This window comes from Lacibacter sp. (genome assembly GCF_057361365.1).
This window is the reverse complement of record NZ_JBMQSG010000005.1, coordinates 105,515-121,235: the sequence shown is the minus strand read 5'-3', so window position 1 is coordinate 121,235 and position 15,721 is coordinate 105,515. Positions and strand designations below refer to the sequence as shown.

16 protein-coding genes are annotated in these 15,721 nt (G+C 40.4%); 10 read left to right on the top strand and 6 right to left on the bottom strand.

Annotation, left to right across the window (positions count from 1 at the left end):
* Nucleotides 1-58: 58 nt before the first annotated feature.
* From coaD to ACO1QW_RS02555, 3 genes are all read left to right on the top strand, one after another.
* The gene (gene coaD / locus ACO1QW_RS02565; RefSeq protein WP_486255402.1) at nt 59-541 is read left to right on the top strand and encodes a pantetheine-phosphate adenylyltransferase; all 483 of its coding nucleotides are present in this window, start codon (nt 59-61) and stop codon (nt 539-541) included.
* Nucleotides 541-978 (top strand): hotdog fold thioesterase, encoded by a 438-nt coding sequence (locus ACO1QW_RS02560; RefSeq protein ID WP_486255400.1) that lies wholly within the window; start codon nt 541-543, stop codon nt 976-978. Before coaD ends, ACO1QW_RS02560 begins: the two co-directional genes overlap by 1 nt.
* Before the next feature lie 82 nt (nt 979-1,060).
* A complete protein-coding gene (locus ACO1QW_RS02555; RefSeq protein WP_486255398.1) occupies nt 1,061-3,643 on the top strand; it encodes a calcium-translocating P-type ATPase, PMCA-type in 2,583 nt (860 codons plus the stop codon).
* Between the two features lie 88 nt (nt 3,644-3,731).
* Here the strand turns inward: ACO1QW_RS02555 and ACO1QW_RS02550 are convergent, their stop codons facing one another.
* Nucleotides 3,732-4,022, bottom strand: coding sequence for an isoamylase early set domain-containing protein (locus tag ACO1QW_RS02550; RefSeq protein WP_486255396.1), 291 nt, complete (start codon nt 4,020-4,022; stop codon nt 3,732-3,734).
* Nucleotides 4,023-4,210: 188 nt separating this feature from the next.
* Complete coding sequence (locus ACO1QW_RS02545; protein WP_486255394.1) at nt 4,211-4,729, bottom strand: YdeI/OmpD-associated family protein; 519 nt, start codon at nt 4,727-4,729, stop codon at nt 4,211-4,213.
* A 336-nt stretch (nt 4,730-5,065) separates the two neighbouring features.
* On the opposite strand from ACO1QW_RS02545, the gene ACO1QW_RS02540 reads away from it, so the two are divergent.
* From ACO1QW_RS02540 to ACO1QW_RS02530, 3 genes are all read left to right on the top strand, one after another.
* Nucleotides 5,066-5,659 (top strand): fasciclin domain-containing protein, encoded by a 594-nt coding sequence (locus tag ACO1QW_RS02540; protein WP_486255392.1) that lies wholly within the window; start codon nt 5,066-5,068, stop codon nt 5,657-5,659.
* Between the two features lie 85 nt (nt 5,660-5,744).
* Nucleotides 5,745-6,986, top strand: coding sequence for an imidazolonepropionase (hutI, locus tag ACO1QW_RS02535; protein WP_486255390.1), 1,242 nt, complete (start codon nt 5,745-5,747; stop codon nt 6,984-6,986).
* Between the two features lie 51 nt (nt 6,987-7,037).
* On the top strand, nt 7,038-8,090 hold the full coding sequence (locus tag ACO1QW_RS02530) for a formimidoylglutamase (RefSeq protein WP_486255388.1): 1,053 nt from the start codon (nt 7,038-7,040) through the stop codon (nt 8,088-8,090).
* Here ACO1QW_RS02530 and ACO1QW_RS02525 read toward each other — a convergent pair.
* The 3 genes from ACO1QW_RS02525 to ACO1QW_RS02515 form a co-directional block, all read right to left on the bottom strand.
* Nucleotides 8,087-9,826, bottom strand: coding sequence for a tetratricopeptide repeat protein (locus tag ACO1QW_RS02525; protein WP_486255386.1), 1,740 nt, complete (start codon nt 9,824-9,826; stop codon nt 8,087-8,089). The genes ACO1QW_RS02530 and ACO1QW_RS02525 overlap by 4 nt on opposite strands.
* 88 nt (nt 9,827-9,914) lie before the next feature.
* Nucleotides 9,915-10,415 (bottom strand): YkgJ family cysteine cluster protein, encoded by a 501-nt coding sequence (locus tag ACO1QW_RS02520; RefSeq protein ID WP_486255384.1) that lies wholly within the window; start codon nt 10,413-10,415, stop codon nt 9,915-9,917.
* 71 nt (nt 10,416-10,486) lie between these two features.
* Nucleotides 10,487-11,344: a winged helix-turn-helix domain-containing protein gene (locus ACO1QW_RS02515; RefSeq protein WP_486255382.1), complete on the bottom strand. Its 858-nt coding sequence runs from the start codon at nt 11,342-11,344 to the stop codon at nt 10,487-10,489.
* A 267-nt stretch (nt 11,345-11,611) separates the two neighbouring features.
* Between ACO1QW_RS02515 and ACO1QW_RS02510 the strand changes: the two genes are divergently transcribed.
* Nucleotides 11,612-12,685, top strand: a complete 1,074-nt coding sequence (locus tag ACO1QW_RS02510; protein ID WP_486255380.1) for a WD40/YVTN/BNR-like repeat-containing protein — start codon at nt 11,612-11,614, stop codon at nt 12,683-12,685.
* A 103-nt stretch (nt 12,686-12,788) separates the two neighbouring features.
* On the top strand, nt 12,789-13,220 hold the full coding sequence (locus ACO1QW_RS02505; RefSeq protein WP_486255379.1) for an FKBP-type peptidyl-prolyl cis-trans isomerase: 432 nt from the start codon (nt 12,789-12,791) through the stop codon (nt 13,218-13,220).
* Between the two features lie 202 nt (nt 13,221-13,422).
* On the opposite strand, the gene ACO1QW_RS02500 is transcribed toward ACO1QW_RS02505, so the two are convergent.
* The gene (locus tag ACO1QW_RS02500) at nt 13,423-13,926 is read right to left on the bottom strand and encodes a pyridoxamine 5'-phosphate oxidase family protein (protein ID WP_486255377.1); all 504 of its coding nucleotides are present in this window, start codon (nt 13,924-13,926) and stop codon (nt 13,423-13,425) included.
* Between the two features lie 261 nt (nt 13,927-14,187).
* On the opposite strand from ACO1QW_RS02500, the gene ACO1QW_RS02495 reads away from it, so the two are divergent.
* Nucleotides 14,188-15,030: a helix-turn-helix domain-containing protein gene (locus tag ACO1QW_RS02495; protein WP_486255375.1), complete on the top strand. Its 843-nt coding sequence runs from the start codon at nt 14,188-14,190 to the stop codon at nt 15,028-15,030.
* A gap of 87 nt (nt 15,031-15,117) precedes the next feature.
* The gene (locus ACO1QW_RS02490) at nt 15,118-15,675 is read left to right on the top strand and encodes a cupin domain-containing protein (RefSeq protein WP_486255374.1); all 558 of its coding nucleotides are present in this window, start codon (nt 15,118-15,120) and stop codon (nt 15,673-15,675) included.
* Nucleotides 15,676-15,721: the final 46 nt, after the last annotated feature.

Genomic DNA, 15,721 nt, shown 5'->3' with positions numbered 1-15,721 from the left:
GGTATTGGCTTTGTTTATTTGGCTTATTCGTTCGATATTCGGTTTCTAAAATTACTGCATGCAACGTATCAGCTTGTTTCCGGGAACATTTGACCCTATCACTGTTGGCCACCTGGATATTATTTATCGTTCACTTGATCTGTTTGACAAAGTGTATATCGGCATTGGTCGTAATGCAGCAAAGGTTCCGATGTTTAGTGAAGATCAACGAATCAGCTGGATCAATGAAATTTTTAAAGATGAGCCAAGGGTTAAGGCTGTTTTCTACGAAGGGCTTACTGTTGATTGCTGTAAAAAAGTAAAAGCTAAATTTATTCTGCGTGGTATCCGTTACGTGAATGATTTTGAATACGAGAAAGCTATTGCTGATATGAATCGCAGTCTTGATCATGATATTGAAACCATCTTTCTTACCTGTTTGCCGCAATATACTTCTGTTGCATCTACTCTTGTGCGTGATGTAATACGCAATGGCGGCGATGCTTCACCATTTTTACCGGCCGTAGTAAATGAAACTGTATCAAGTCAAAAGCTAGTGTGATGAAAGAAAGTATCTGGTTCAACAATAATTTATCTGCCGAAGAGTTGACAGCTTTATGCGGTCGCACCATTGCTGAAGTACTTGACATCAGGTTTATTGAAACAGGTAACGATTTTATCAAGGCAACCATGCCTGTTGATCATCGCACACATCAGCCGTATGGTTTACTGCACGGTGGCGCCAGTTGCGTGCTGGCAGAAACGTTGGGTAGCATTGCGAGTGGCCATGTAATTGATCCCGAAAAATTTATAGTTGTTGGAATTGAGATCAACGCCAATCATATCCGTTCGGTACGAAGCGGATTAGTAACAGGCATTACCACGCCCATTCACATAGGCGCAAGTACACATGTGTGGGATATAAAAATTTATGATGAGCGTGAGAAGTTGGTTTGCGTCAGCAGGTTAACTGTGGCCATTCTGAAAAAGCCGTCGTAATACACGCCATCTGTCTTCTGTTTTTTCTGCTGCCTGTTTGTTTTGTAACTTACTGTACTTTCTTTAGTAAAATATAACCAACATGAACTGGCATCACCTACCGGCCGATGAGGTAATTGAATTGACTGGCTCTTCAGCAAATGGAATTGATTCTGACAGTGCAGCACTCAAGCTGGCCGAACATGGCCCTAACGAATTACAAGAGAAAAAAAAGAAGCCAGCCTGGGTTTTATTTCTTCAGCAGTTTAAGGACTTTATGATACTGGTATTGATAGCAGCTGCTATCATTGCTGGTTTCGCCGGTGATCTTACCGATACAATTATCATTATGGTGATTGTAGTGCTGAATGCCGTTGTTGGATTTGTGCAGGAGTATCGTGCTGAAAAAGCAATGGAAGCACTAAAGAAAATCGCTGCCTTGCAGGCACAGGTTTTACGCAATGGTAAACCTGTTACACTTGCATCGTCAGAATTAGTGCCCGGCGATCTTGTATTGCTTGAAGCAGGTAACGTGGTGCCTGCCGATCTGCGTTTTATTGAAACCTTCAGTTTAAAAATTGATGAGTCGGCCTTAACAGGCGAATCTGTTCCTGCTGAAAAAACGGAGAAGCGAATGGAGGAAGTTGATATTCCTATCGGCGACCGTTTAAATATGGGTTTTAAAAGTACATTGGTCACCAATGGTCGTGCAAAAGGAATTGTGATTGCTACAGGCATGCAGACAGAGATCGGTTTAATTGCACGCATGTTACAGCAGGATGAAGTAGCAACACCTTTGCAAAAACGCATGGCCGATTTTGGCCGCAAGCTTTCTTATATCATTCTTTTTATCTGCCTGCTCTTGTTTGTCATTGGTTTGCTGCGTGGCGAAAAGCCATTGAACATGCTATTGATCTCTATTTCACTTGCTGTTGCTGCAATACCGGAGGCTTTACCGGCGCTCATCACCATTGCCTTAGCAAGGGGAGCAAAGCGACTGGTAAAAAAGAATGCACTCATTCGGAAGCTACCTGCTGTTGAAACGCTGGGATCAGTAACATACATCTGTACAGATAAAACCGGCACACTTACGCAAAATAAAATGAAAGTGGTGCAGGTGAAGGCTGATGAAGGCAACGAATTTAAGATTGAAAGTTTATCGTTACTGGATGCAGCCATGGCATTGAATCATGATGTGAAAGAATCGGATAACAATACATTGCTTGGGGATCCAACTGAACTTGCTTTGGTTGAATATTTTAATGAACAACATCCTGAACAATTATTCAATGCTGTACAATCTGCATTACCACGTATTGCAGAATTGCCATTTGATTCAGACAGGAAATGTATGACAACAGTTCATAAGTATAACAATCAATTCCTGGTGATTTCAAAAGGTGCTGTTGAATCTGTTACAGCTGCATTAAAGCAAGGCAATGATGACAGCGCAATTTTAAAACAGGCTGAGGATTGGGCTGCTGATGGCATACGTGTAATTGCATTTGCTTATAAATGTGTTGATACGTTGCCCGAACCTTTTACCTATGAATCCGTAGAAACAGAATTAACATTTGCAGGATTGACCGGTATGATCGATCCGCCCAGAGAAGAAGCGAAGCTGGCCATTGAAGAATGTAAAGCTGCAGGAATTCGGGTGGTGATGATCACTGGTGATCATCCTGCAACAGCATCAGCCATTGCAAAACAGATTGGCATCCTAACGAAAAAAGATATTGTGATGACGGGTAAGGAGTTGAAAGCAATTGCTCCAGAAGATTTTGATGAGCAGGTAGAAAAGATAAGAGTATATGCACGTGTATCACCCGAACAAAAATTGCATATTGTAAAAGCATTGCAGGGAAAAAATCATTTTGTTTCCATGACGGGTGATGGTGTAAATGATGCGCCTTCACTTAAGTCATCAAATATTGGTGTGGCCATGGGAATTAATGGTACCGATGTAAGTAAAGAAGCTGCACACATGATCTTGCTCGATGATAATTTCGCAACCATTGTTAATGCAGTGAAAGAGGGTAGAAGGATTTATGACAACATACGCAAGTTTGTAAAATACATTATGACTTGTAATGGTGCAGAAATATGGACGTTGTTTCTTGCGCCTTTAATTGGATTGCCTATTCCATTATTACCCATTCATATTCTCTGGATCAACCTGGTAACAGATGGTTTGCCGGGTCTTGCATTGGCAAGTGAAAAAGAAGAAAGGGATATTATGAAAAGGCCACCACGCAGCACTACGGAAAGTTTATTTGCCGATGGTATCAGTTATCATATCGTGTGGGTTGGTTTGTTAATGGCAGCAGTAACATTAGGCATACAGGCCTGGAGTATAAATCATAGTGGGGCTCATTGGCAAACAATGGTGTTTACTGTTTTATCGTTAACGCAGTTGGGCCATGTGCTGGCCATAAGAAGCGAAAGGGAATATTTATTTAAGCAAGGCTTATTCAGCAACAAAGAATTGCTGGGAGCTGTAATGCTTACGTTTTTGTTACAGCTAGGTGTAATCTATTTGCCTTTTGCAAATGAAATTTTCAAGACGCAACCACTTACCATAAACGAACTCATCATTTGCATTGCAGCATCGGCAGTTGTTTTTCATGCAGTGGAACTGGAGAAATTCATCAAGCAAAAATTCTTTAACAAAAAAACAGTGAGGTAGGGACACGAAAAAGCCGGTAACAACGGCATCCTTTTTTATCATTTGTCGTTACCGGTATAGAAGACAATCGTTTGAAATAGGGGATTAATTACAGCACAATTACGCTGTTGCTGCCGCCAAAGGCGTTTGGTTGTTGTTCATCGGCTTCGGGTTCGTTTACCCATTCAATAGCGTTCACCAAGTATTTGAATTCGTGCTTGGTTTCTTTTGGTAAGTTCACTTCGGCACTAAAAGTTCCGTCTTTCTTTTTGCTCATGATCACAGCATTTTGCCAATCGCTGTTCAAGCCCAGAATTTCAATGGTTTCAGCATTTTCAACTTTAAATGAGAATTTCACTTTGCAGTAATCTTTTGTCTTGAAGTAAGTTTTTTGTACCATTTTTCTTTGTTTAAAGTTTTAAGTGTTCTGTCAAACATCGGGCAGTTTTTCAGTTAAGCAGTTGCTGAGATGTTGACATGGAATAAATATTCCCGCTCTTTATACCTGAATTAGAAAAAAGTAACCCTCTGAAAGCCTTATCTGGCTTCATTCTTATTCACAACTAACGGCTGTTATGTGAATAAACCTCAGCGAAGTAATTTGTTTTTCGCCGTTTCTTCCCTGATCATTTCACCATAACCCATTTTCCTGGCCAATGCGGTTACAGCCATGGCAATTCGTTTGGCTTTTGTAGGTTCTGTTTTTGCACTATCGATCCATTTGCTGAAATAACGCTGGTGCGAACCGGTGAGGCTGTTAAAATATTGCAATGCCGCTGGTTCATCGTTGAGGCAGTCCATAAAATCTTTGTTGATTTGAAAAACACTGTTATCCGCTGCAAGTTTCACATTAACGGTGGCTCCTTGTCGCTTGGCAATTGCTTTCCGTACATCAGCATTCAAGGCCATAATAAATTTGCCCCCGCCAACAGGGTAGAGAGGCATTTGTTTAAATGAATAAGCATCAAGCTTGCCTTTTACTTTAAATTCTTTCCTGTGGCCGGGTTTTAGTTGTTCAGGAATACCGTCGGGAATTTCAATAATGGTCCAACCGGTTTTTTCTCCCATCATTTTGTATTTGTGAATAACAGCTGTAAACTGGATCATATGCTTGTTATGAAAATTACCAGGCTAATTTATGCCAAAAGAGAAAATAATTTAAAGAGGTTCTACGCCTAAAGAAAACCAGGATAAGGCACTTTTAAATCATTTGTTAAGAACATCACGAAGAAGCAAGTAATGCACATTATTTTCCGCTGGCATGGTTATTGTTTTTCTTGTGCAGAACTTCGTACGAACCGCTCAACCCCATCTCCAGGTATGTATTTCTGAAAGATATCTTTCTCTGAAAGAATCTGTGCATGTGTATAGTTACTGAAACTATAGTGCTGCATGTTTTGCTCTTACGTAATCAAGTATTATCAAATTAATAAATTCAACACAATGAAAAAGATTTTTCTTTCTTTTACCACAACAGCATTCTTTATGATTGCTTCTATTGTAACTGTTAAAGCACAAGTTGACTCATCTGCACCTGTTACTCCACCAACGCCTCCTCCACCAGCGGTTGCTACCTCTGATATTATTGGTGTTGCTACTGGATCAGTAGATCATACAACTCTTGTTGAAGCAATTAACACGGCCAACGTACTAAAAGTATTTCAACTCAACGGTCCTTTCACCGTGTTTGCACCAACAAATGCAGCATTTGAAAAAATCCCTGAAGCAGATCGTAAGAAATTGATGAAGAATAAAGCTGAGCTTGCAAAAACTTTGAAATATCATATAGTAGGTGGCACATGGAATTCAACCAACATCATGAACGCAATTAAATTTGGTAACGGTGTTGTTGAACTGCCAACATTAAGCGGAAGCAAACTGCGAGCAACAGTGGAAGATGGTAAAGTAAAACTAACCGATGAAAATGGCAACTCAATGTATGTAACCAATGCCGATATACTGGCAACTAACGGTATCGTACATATTGTTGATGGCGTGGCCATGCCAATGCATCAAACAACAGCAGCGAAACAGTAATGGTTCCTTTATAGCTCAGAAGCCCCGCCTTATTTGGCGGGGCTTTCTTTTTTTACTGAACTAATAAATCCGTTACTTTTATTGCATGACTCTGCTTGTTACAAATATCAAACACTTGCTGGGTGTGCATGAAGAGAATGTATTGCTGCGTGGAAAAGCACTGGCTATCTTACCGGTTATTCACGATGCTTACTTGTTGATCAATGATGGTTTGATTGCTGCCTATGGCGAAATGAAAAATCTTGGAGCGTGGGCGGATAAGATTGAGCAACGCATGGATGCAAGTGGTCAGCTTGTATTACCAACCTGGTGCGACAGTCACACACATTTGGTATTTGCTGCCAGCAGGGAAGATGAATTTGTTGATAAACTGAAAGGCATGAGTTATGAAGCTATTGCTGCAAAAGGTGGTGGTATTTTGAATTCAGCAAATAAGTTGGCGAAACTTTCAGAGTTAGAATTGCTACGGCTTGCATGGGGCCGATTAGAAGAATTGATCACACTTGGTACAGGTGCCATAGAAATAAAAAGCGGTTACGGGTTATCGGTAGAAGCAGAGTTAAAAATGCTCCGTGTTATTCAACAGTTAAAAGAAACATCGCCCATACCGGTTAAAGCAACTTTTCTTGGAGCACATACATACCCTTTGGACTATCGTGATAATCATCAGGGCTACATTGATCTTATCATTAATGAAATGTTACCAGTGATTGCTGATGAAGGTCTTGCCGATTTCGTTGATGTGTTTTGTGAGAACGGATTTTTCTCCGTTGCTGAAATGGAACAGATCTGCAATGCGGCCATGAAATACGGTTTAAAGCCAAAGCTTCACATCAATCAACTCCATAGTATTGGTGGATTACAGAAAGCGGTTGAGCTGAACGCTATTTCTGTAGATCACCTGGAAACAATGACCGATGCTGATGTGGAGAGCCTTGCTCAATCAAACACAATTGGAACATTGTTACCCTCGGCAGCATTTTTCCTGCGAATGCCTTTTCAGCCTGCGAGACAATTGATCGATGCCGGTGCTGCTATTGCAATTGCCAGTGATTTTAATCCCGGTTCATCGCCCAGCGGCAACATGAATCTTGTAGTGGCCATGAGCTGCATCGGCATGAAGATGTTGCCCGAAGAAGCAATCAATGCGGCAACCATCAACGGCGCCTTTGCAATGGATCTGCAAGAGGAAGTGGGCAGTATTTCGGTAGGCAAAAAAGCTAATCTTATTTTCACCCGCTCTATTCCTTCTGTTGCTTATTTGCCTTATGCATTTGGCAGTAATCTTATTGACAAAGTGATGATTGGCGGAGAATTTTTTGCGTGAAGGAATATGTACTGAAATAAGTTATCTTTCAATACGAATCAAAACAGCCATATGCAGTCATTCCGTTTTTACAACAAAGAAGATGTACTTACATTAACCAAGATCCGTCGTTTTGAAACCAAGCTGGGAGAGAGAGTGCAATTGCCAAACAACAGGGAACAGTTTGATAAAATATTACAGGAATCAACTGCAAGATTTGCGTTGTTTGGAATACCGGAAGATATTGGCGTAAAAGCAAACGAAGGAATTGGCGGGGCCGATACGGCATGGTTTCCTTTTCTCACTGCATTTCTAAATATACAAAGCAACGATTTTTTGCAGGGCGATGAAATTCTCCTGCTCGGTCATTTTGATTTTACGCATGTTGAATCGGTGATTGAAGAGAATGCACACGGCCACGAAGAAAGAGTAGAGGCTTACCGACATGCAGTGCATGCAATAGACGAAGAAGTGGAAACGCTTGCTAAACTCATCACCTCATACGGAAAAATTCCGATCGCTATTGGTGGCGGACATAACAATGCCTATCCACTTATAAAAGGCACAGCAAAAGGATTACATAAAGTTGGCAAGGTTCAACTGGCGCAAATCAATTGTATTAACCTTGATGCACACACCGATTATCGTCCTGTTGAAGGAAGGCATAGTGGTAATGCATTTCGTTATGCAGAAGAAGATGGTTACCTGCAGAAATATTTTGTAATTGGGGTACATGAAAATTATATTCCACAAAATGTATGGATCGATATTGTGAACAATCCTTTCTTCGACATGATCACTTACGAAGATATTTTTATTCACGAAAAAAGAAATTTCATACAAGCGGTGGCACATGCCACGGGTTTTACTGAAGATACTTATACAGGCCTGGAACTTGATCTTGATTCTATTGAACATACCCTCAGCAGTGCGTTTACACCGAGCGGTATTGATAAGCTGCATGCAAGACAGTATATTAATTTTGCAGCGACCGATGCAAAAATTGCTTACCTGCATATTTGTGAAGGCGCCAGCTTTTTAAGCGATGGGCGAAAAAGTGAAGGAACCGGAAAGTTGATCAGTTACCTGGTAAGCGATTTTGTAAAAGCCGGACTTGCACCTTAAAGCACCGGTGCAGTTATTTTAACAGTGTTGTTATTTGCTTTTTTTATTTTTTCCAGTAAAGCAGTTGCTTCTTTTATTTTTTTCTGCTGTACATAGGCTGTGTGTAAACCCGACAAGGCCCAGATGTTATTGTTATTATTCTTTAGATCGCTAAGCAATATCTTTTCTGCATTCTTCCAGTCTTTTTGTTGCAGGTAGGCGTTACCTAAATAATGTTTTGGATTAAGCAACCAATCTCTTGGTTCGTTATACACCATCTGTTCTTCTATTGCAGCGGCTTTACTAAAATGCTGGATAGCGGATGCATTGTTCTTTTGTGTAAGTGCAATAGTGCCTGCCAATAAATTGGCGGCAACATTTGCACCATCGATAGCAGGAGAGAAGGGCGCAAATGGTAATGAAAGCATGCTGTCTTTTAATAACTCACTCAAATAACCATACTCTCTTTTTGCATCGGCTAATTTTTGTTGGTGTGCATAAGCCATTCCTTTTCCGAAATGATAAAGCACATTTGAATATACTTGTTTTACAGGTGGCTGTGTCATTGACAGTAACACCTCCCACCGTGCATAACGAACATCAACAAGAGTGGGTGTATGATAAATGTATTGCAGGTAATTTCCCATGGCTCCTTCCATCAACAAATAATCAGCTGGTATGCTGGCTGCTGTTTGCTTTGCACTCTCAACTGCATACTTCATATCACCACTCATGATAGCATGATTGGTTTGCATATGCAGGTTATGAATCACATACAAAAAATCGGCACCAGCTGCCGGCGCAAAAAGTTGTACTACGTTTTTATAACTCTTCACTGCATCTTCATTTACACTTCCGCCTTTACTGTAATTGCCGGTGCGTAAATAAATATGCGAAGGCATATGCACCATGTGTGATAAAGCCGGAGTAAGACTGCCAAGCCTGTCGGCACTTGCTGTTGCAAGGGAAGCGTACGGCGAAGGTTCCATCACATGTATGTAGTAGTGATTGGCACCGGGATGAAGCGGAGCGGTAATTAGTAATTTTTCAAGTACATTTCTTATGCGTGGAGTCCACTCTTTTGGTTTGCCGTTGCTGGACCACAAATCCCAGGGATGTTGCAGCATTAATGCATCGGCATATAACGCAGCTATATCAGCAGATGATGAATGTTGTTCATACAATGCTTTCATTTTATCGGCATACAATTGATTCAGATGTGTTCTTGTTTGTGTACTGTCAGCTGAATAACGAACAGCCTGCGCAAGTATCAATCCTTTTTCAACAGCTGTGGCGTTGGTTGAAAGTTCACTTGCTTTATTTATTGCTGTTAATGCATCAGGCGATGCTGCATAACCAAGATCGTTGATGTTTGGTCCGTATGCCAATGCTTTTGCCCAATGGATCATAGCAGCAGAGGGATCAAATTTTTCTGCTTTCTTAAACGATGCCATTGCTTCAATAATATGAAACCCATAATACATGTTGATGCCCTGGTTGAAATAGAATTGTGCACTGTCGTTGCTGGTTGTGATCTTCCATTTGTACGAACCTGCACCGGGAATGGGTGGAATGTCAACTTCCTCCAACATATCTTTTAATGCATCCCAATCAGGACTGCAACGAATGGCATTTTCCCGTTTATATTTTTTTAGCTTTGTTAATTTTTGATTCGATTCATAGCGATCTGCAAACTGTGCTGCCAGTAATGCTATAACAAATGCAGGAAGTGAAAGCAGTAATAATCGCAGTTTCATTCGAGATAAGTTTGGTTGTTGAGGTTAAACCGTTGAGGCGAAAAAGATACAATAAAGGAAAGACAGCTGCAAGCCTGCTTTGAAGCTTTTACTGAAAACCGGTGGTAGTTTTTAATTCTTCCATCACGTTAAAAATAATGGGGCAGCGATCGTAGTGCATCATCACAGAAAATAAACGAGCGGTAAACTGCGGAAGATGTAAAGCGGGAAATTCCCTGCAACCCGCAAACCTGTCCTCATAAATAGTGCATATGTTATTCTCCAAAAAATGACAAGGGATTTGATTGATGATCATCAATTCATGACTTCCTTTCTCGAGGTATTTTTCATCAAATACTTCACGGGTAATTTGTAAACGATCTGCAACACGATCGGCCTCTGCTGCTGTTACATTTATCATTAAACTTTTACAACAGTTGCCACAACTTGTACAATCGATCTTTGGCTCAACAAGTTGATTGAGACGGACCACTTCTTCATCCACCTCATTGCTGTTGTGTTGTTTCAGAAACTCCACGAAGCGAAGATTCTCTTCCTTCTTTTCATCGGCAATTTTTGCAATAAGGGGGAGTGATTTTTGAAGATCCAAGAAAATGATTTGCGGCAAAGGTAAGTGTTGTGTGAACTACTGTAAATTGCATTATAGAACTTAATAAGCGTCTACTCAATCATAAATTTATAACCTCTGCCATGTACGTTAATAAATTTAAAGGAGCTATCCTCGCTTAATTTCTTACGTAGTTTAGATACTAATACGTCAACATTTCTGCTGATCACTACGATGCCTTCGTCTTCCCAGATTTCTTTCATCAGCTGTTCCCTGTCTACAACCTGGTTCCTGTTTTCTGCAAATATTTTCAGCGCTTTTGTTTCCTTTCCTGAAAGCATGATGGTTTTATTCTCACTTTCAAGAACATTACCGGCAGTATAAAACCGGAAGTTGCCTAATTGTATGTAATCACTATTGTGGGCGATTGATTCTATCTCTTCTTTTTTCCGAAACTTGTCTTTCCTGTAAAAACCAAGAAAACCCAAAGGGATAATCAATAGCAACAACCAATAGAAATTAAAATTCGTTTTCTTCAACAATTCAATTTCAATCATATAACAGCTAACCTCCAGTGAGCGACCCCTGCAAGGTGTTAAATTGCCTTTGAGGTTATTTATTTCGAATGCAAAGACCGTTTCATTTTGTTTGCAATCTCTCAAATTCACGATATAATCGGTGGCAGGGATATTTTTTTGAAATGTACGTTGAACTAGATTTATGAGCGAATCGGAAACAAACCCAAAGTGGTGCTGAAAGGAAATCTGGTATGTATTTTCATTTATTTTCTTAACTGGGAGTACCCGGGATGAAGAATCTTTCGCTGTAAGCAAAAGCTGATGGCCCAAATCACGCAATACCACTTCTAAGTGCTTCTCCGGAATCTCTTCCTTTTTATTGATAACTGCCACGGCGGAAATCAACATAACAATTATGATGACTGAAGATGCAAACAGAATAAACCGGTTCATATGTTCACTTTTAGTGCGCAGGCTATCGCCTGCTATTTTTTGGCCATAAGCCCGCCTGACCGGACGGGCAGGGAATCCCTATGATCATTTGCAGGGGCATTGGTCAGGTAGTGGGGATTTCATAGCTGCAAAATAATCTATTAAACGCCGGTTTCAGGCGGTTTTACAAATGTTTTACGGTTCCTTTACATCTCTTTACTATAAAAAAGCCTGAGCAATGTTGGCGCCCGATATCTTTATTGCATTGTTCACCAAATCATCATCGTTATGAAAATCTACAGCCTTCCTTTTTTGCTTGTTCTTCCCATTCTATTTCCCATTCCTGTTAGTGAGCAGGAACAAAACAGAGATAAGACCGCAGCTGCAAACATTGTTTTTAAATCTGCTGACGGCGGACAAACATGGCAGGATATCAGCAAAGGCCTTCCCGAAAATTTGCGAGAAGATGGTGCCGACAGGGATGGTTTTTTTGCCAACGAAGCGGGGTTCTATGTGCGTGTTGAAAATGGACTCTATCACAGTAAACCAAATTCCGTTGCTCCATTTTGGGGAAAAGAAAATTTCCCTAGCAAACAGGCCAGTATTGCGGCATGTAAGAGCGGATTAATTGCATACAATTACAATGGCCAGTTTTTACAAAGATTAAACGGAACCGATTCGTGGAAGCCTGTGTACACAAATTTCCCGGAAAGAGAGATACGTACTGTTTTTGAAACTACCGGAGGTGTTGTTTTCATCGGCTGCAACAAAGGTCTTTTCAGATCCACAGACAATGGAAAAAACTGGAAACAAGTGCAGAAAGGGGGATGGGCAATGAAGCTGGTAGAGTTAAACGGTGTACTCCTGGCAACCAGTCAGAGTGGAATCATCAGATCAACCGATGCTGGTGAAAACTGGGAATTAGTGATCAGTGAAGGCGGAGTGGGGATAGATGTAACACGCATCAATGGCGGGTTCGCTGCAATTACATTCAATACACAATCGAATACCCGGAGAATAAGAACATCTTACGATGGCGGTAAAACCTGGCAGCCAATTGATGCAGGTTTACCGGCGTCCATCTTTACTGCTCCTGCTGCAATACCTTTCTCACAACTTAATCAATCTGATTCAGCCTGGAATCCCAATCCAATGAATACCGGGCTTCCTGACCAGGCTTTTATCAGTTCAGTTGTGCAGGTTGGTAAAGATTTCTTTTGTGGTCATCCCAGCGGCATTTTCAAAACATCCGATAATGGAAAAACGTGGAAGCTGATACTGCCCTCTATTAAAAATAAGGTGTTCAATTTATCAGTTTCAAACGGTGTGATTTACGCTATACCAAGAAACAGGGGATGTTAATGTAATGGTTAAATGTTAATGGTTAATTGTTAATAGCAATCGTTTCAGAAGTTTAAAATAATATTTTTCAGATGTACTATTAAAGGGCTATTAAACGGGTGTAATGATGAGGCATACTTACTGTTTTATTCTTGTTTCTTTTCTTTTAATCAGTTGCAGTTCACAAAACAACATTTCAAAGCAAAACAGCACCGAAGAATATATAACGACAAGTTCAGGACTTAAATATACCATCCTCAAAAAAGGAAATGGTGCTGCTGCAAAGGAAGGTGACCAGGTTTTAATTTTTGAAACGACCAGCTATTTAAACGGAACGGTATTGTATTCAAACGAAAACTCAACCACAGCTGTTAAAGTATTGATTGGTGGTAAGCAGGCAACTGAAGGAGTTGATGAAGGATTGCGAGGCATGCAGGTTGGTGAAGTGAGGAAGCTGATCGCAGCGCCTCATTTGGTAAAAAGAACATCGTATCCGGAAAATGTATCACCTGACTCTACATTAACGATCAAGATTATACTTCATAAAATATTATAGTGTTGATTTTTATCATTATGTTTTTAACCCACAAACGGATTAGGTATTTCTATTTTCCGGGGTCTACTAAGTAAGACCCCGGCAGATAACATAAATGATAAAACAGAACATCCTTTCAATTTAAACAATTGACTTCGTGCAGATCTCTGAGAGTTCTGTCTGCAAAGAACGAGTGCCTGCAGACAACTGCACGTTGTAACCATTAAACCTTAATGTCTCCTTCCAAAGCGCCATCGTCTGTTTTTCCTCCTGTTAATGCTTTTAATCCTGCCTTTAGCATGCCGATTAAATGCCCGTCTTTTTCATCCCAGTAATGACCACTCATTACACTTGCCCTCAGTAATGAAATTTCGGGATCGCTCTTTCCACCAGGGAACCATGCTTTCATAAGGTCATTCCACAATTCATCTACTTTCTGCTGATCCTCTACAATTACCACTTCGGTACTTAACGAAAGATAATGTTGCTTACCCGCTTCAATAAACATCAGGTATGCTTCCGGATCTTTTTGTACCTGCCGGTTTTTATTGCTGCTTTTTGCACTGAAGAACCAAATATCACCTGCCTCATCTACCTGCGTTGCACCCATGGGGCGGGAAACCAATTGCCCGTTTTCTTTTGTGCAGAATAAACACATTTTTCCTTCTGCCAGCTCTTTGAGTTTTTCAATGGCTTCCTGGTTGCTTAGATTTTTTATTGTTGACATAACTGTAGTTTACAAGTAATACTCATAAAACATACCACTTAAAATTTTGAATGTTTTGTTTAATTGCTGCAAGCAGGTATTACTAAAAATGTGAACATGCATGTAAGAGCGTGAAGAAAAAAATGCGATTTGTGTGGAAATAACAGGTCAACCCAAACAGTTTAAAGACGTTTTGCGACCCGTGGTTTCCTGATTGTACCTTGTACTGCAAAGCCAAAAATAAAGTGCTAACTTCAGGAACAAATCGTTAACCACGCTGGTATGATCTATCGTTGTTATCATCCAAGTGCTCATCTCAAAGAATTTATCAGGGATTATCTGCTTATTCATTTTGACTTTACAGGAAACGATGCAACACCTGTAAAACCTTATCCTGCCTGTCCAAAACAAGGTATCATCTTTTATATACGGGGTTCTGTTGTTTCAAGTGATCCTGTAAGTGGCCTGTCGGAAAAAAGAGCGCAGACGGTTATTTTCGGGCAACCTGTTGCCCGGCAGGATCTGCATCTTCCCAAAGATTATATGGCTATCAGCATACGTTTTCAACCTGGCGCATTGTTCAAATTCCTGGCAGTTCCAATGACAGAGTTTCTTCAACGAAATGTGGATGCTGAATTGGTGATGGGGCCTGAGATAAACCTGTTAAATGATCAACTTGCAAATGCTGGGTCATTTGAACTAATGCTGTCGTTAATAGAAAATTTTCTGTGGAAGCGAATTCAGCAATTAAAAGAAAATATTCATCCTGTTGATAAGATCGGTCAACTGCTTTTGGATAATCCACAAACTTTTACGTTAGATAAAATTGCGAAACAGGCATGCCTTAGTGCAAGCCAGTTAGAGCGACGTTTCCTGCAACAGATAGGAGTGTCGCCAAAATTCTATGCCCGCATTTGCCGATTTTATAATGCCTATAATATGAAACAGCGTAACCCCACATTGCCTTGGCTGGATGTGGCCTGGGAAAATGGCTATAATGATTATCAGCACATGGTGAAAGATTTCAAAGCTTTTTCAAACAGTACACCAAATGATTTGATAAAGGATAATGCAACTGCACCCGAACAATTCCTTTCGCTAAATCCTGATTTTAAATACGATTAAAACTTGCGGATTTTTTACCACTATGTAATGAGCAAATGGTTTGAGCTTTATTGAATCATTTACATCACATCTTTAATTGCTCATTACATGAAAAGAGGAACATTTATTAAAACAAGCTTAATGACTTTTCCCATGATAGGTGTTAATCAAACTGACGTTTTCGCCGCCGACAGGCCGAAGAAAGGTATTAAAGTTGCAGACGGCGAAAACAGGCTGCATGAAACTGTAAAACTCGATGGCGTAGTTCCCATTGATTTTAAAGTATTGTCGAACGATACGGATGGTGGTCTTGCGGTTATGACCAGCTCTAACAATCCAAAATCTACTGGCCCGCCTTTACACATTCATCCCGATTTTGATGAAATGTTTTATGTTACAAAAGGTGAAGTGAAATTTAAAGTAGGAGATGAGCTTTTCTTTTTGAAGGTGGGCGACAGCATCTTCATTCCACGTAATGTTCCTCACTGCTTTACTATCGTGAGCGAAATGCCTGCAACGTTCCTGATCATTGCGCAACCAGCAGCAAAGCTGGAAGACTTTTTCAGGGCTTATGCAAAAGTTGATAAGATGACTCCTGACATAGCTAACCGATTAATGATAGAACATAATATGACGGTTGTCGGGCCGCCGTTAACAGTCGATTGAGAAATATTCAATGTATTAAATTAAACATGCCTGGTGATGAATAATC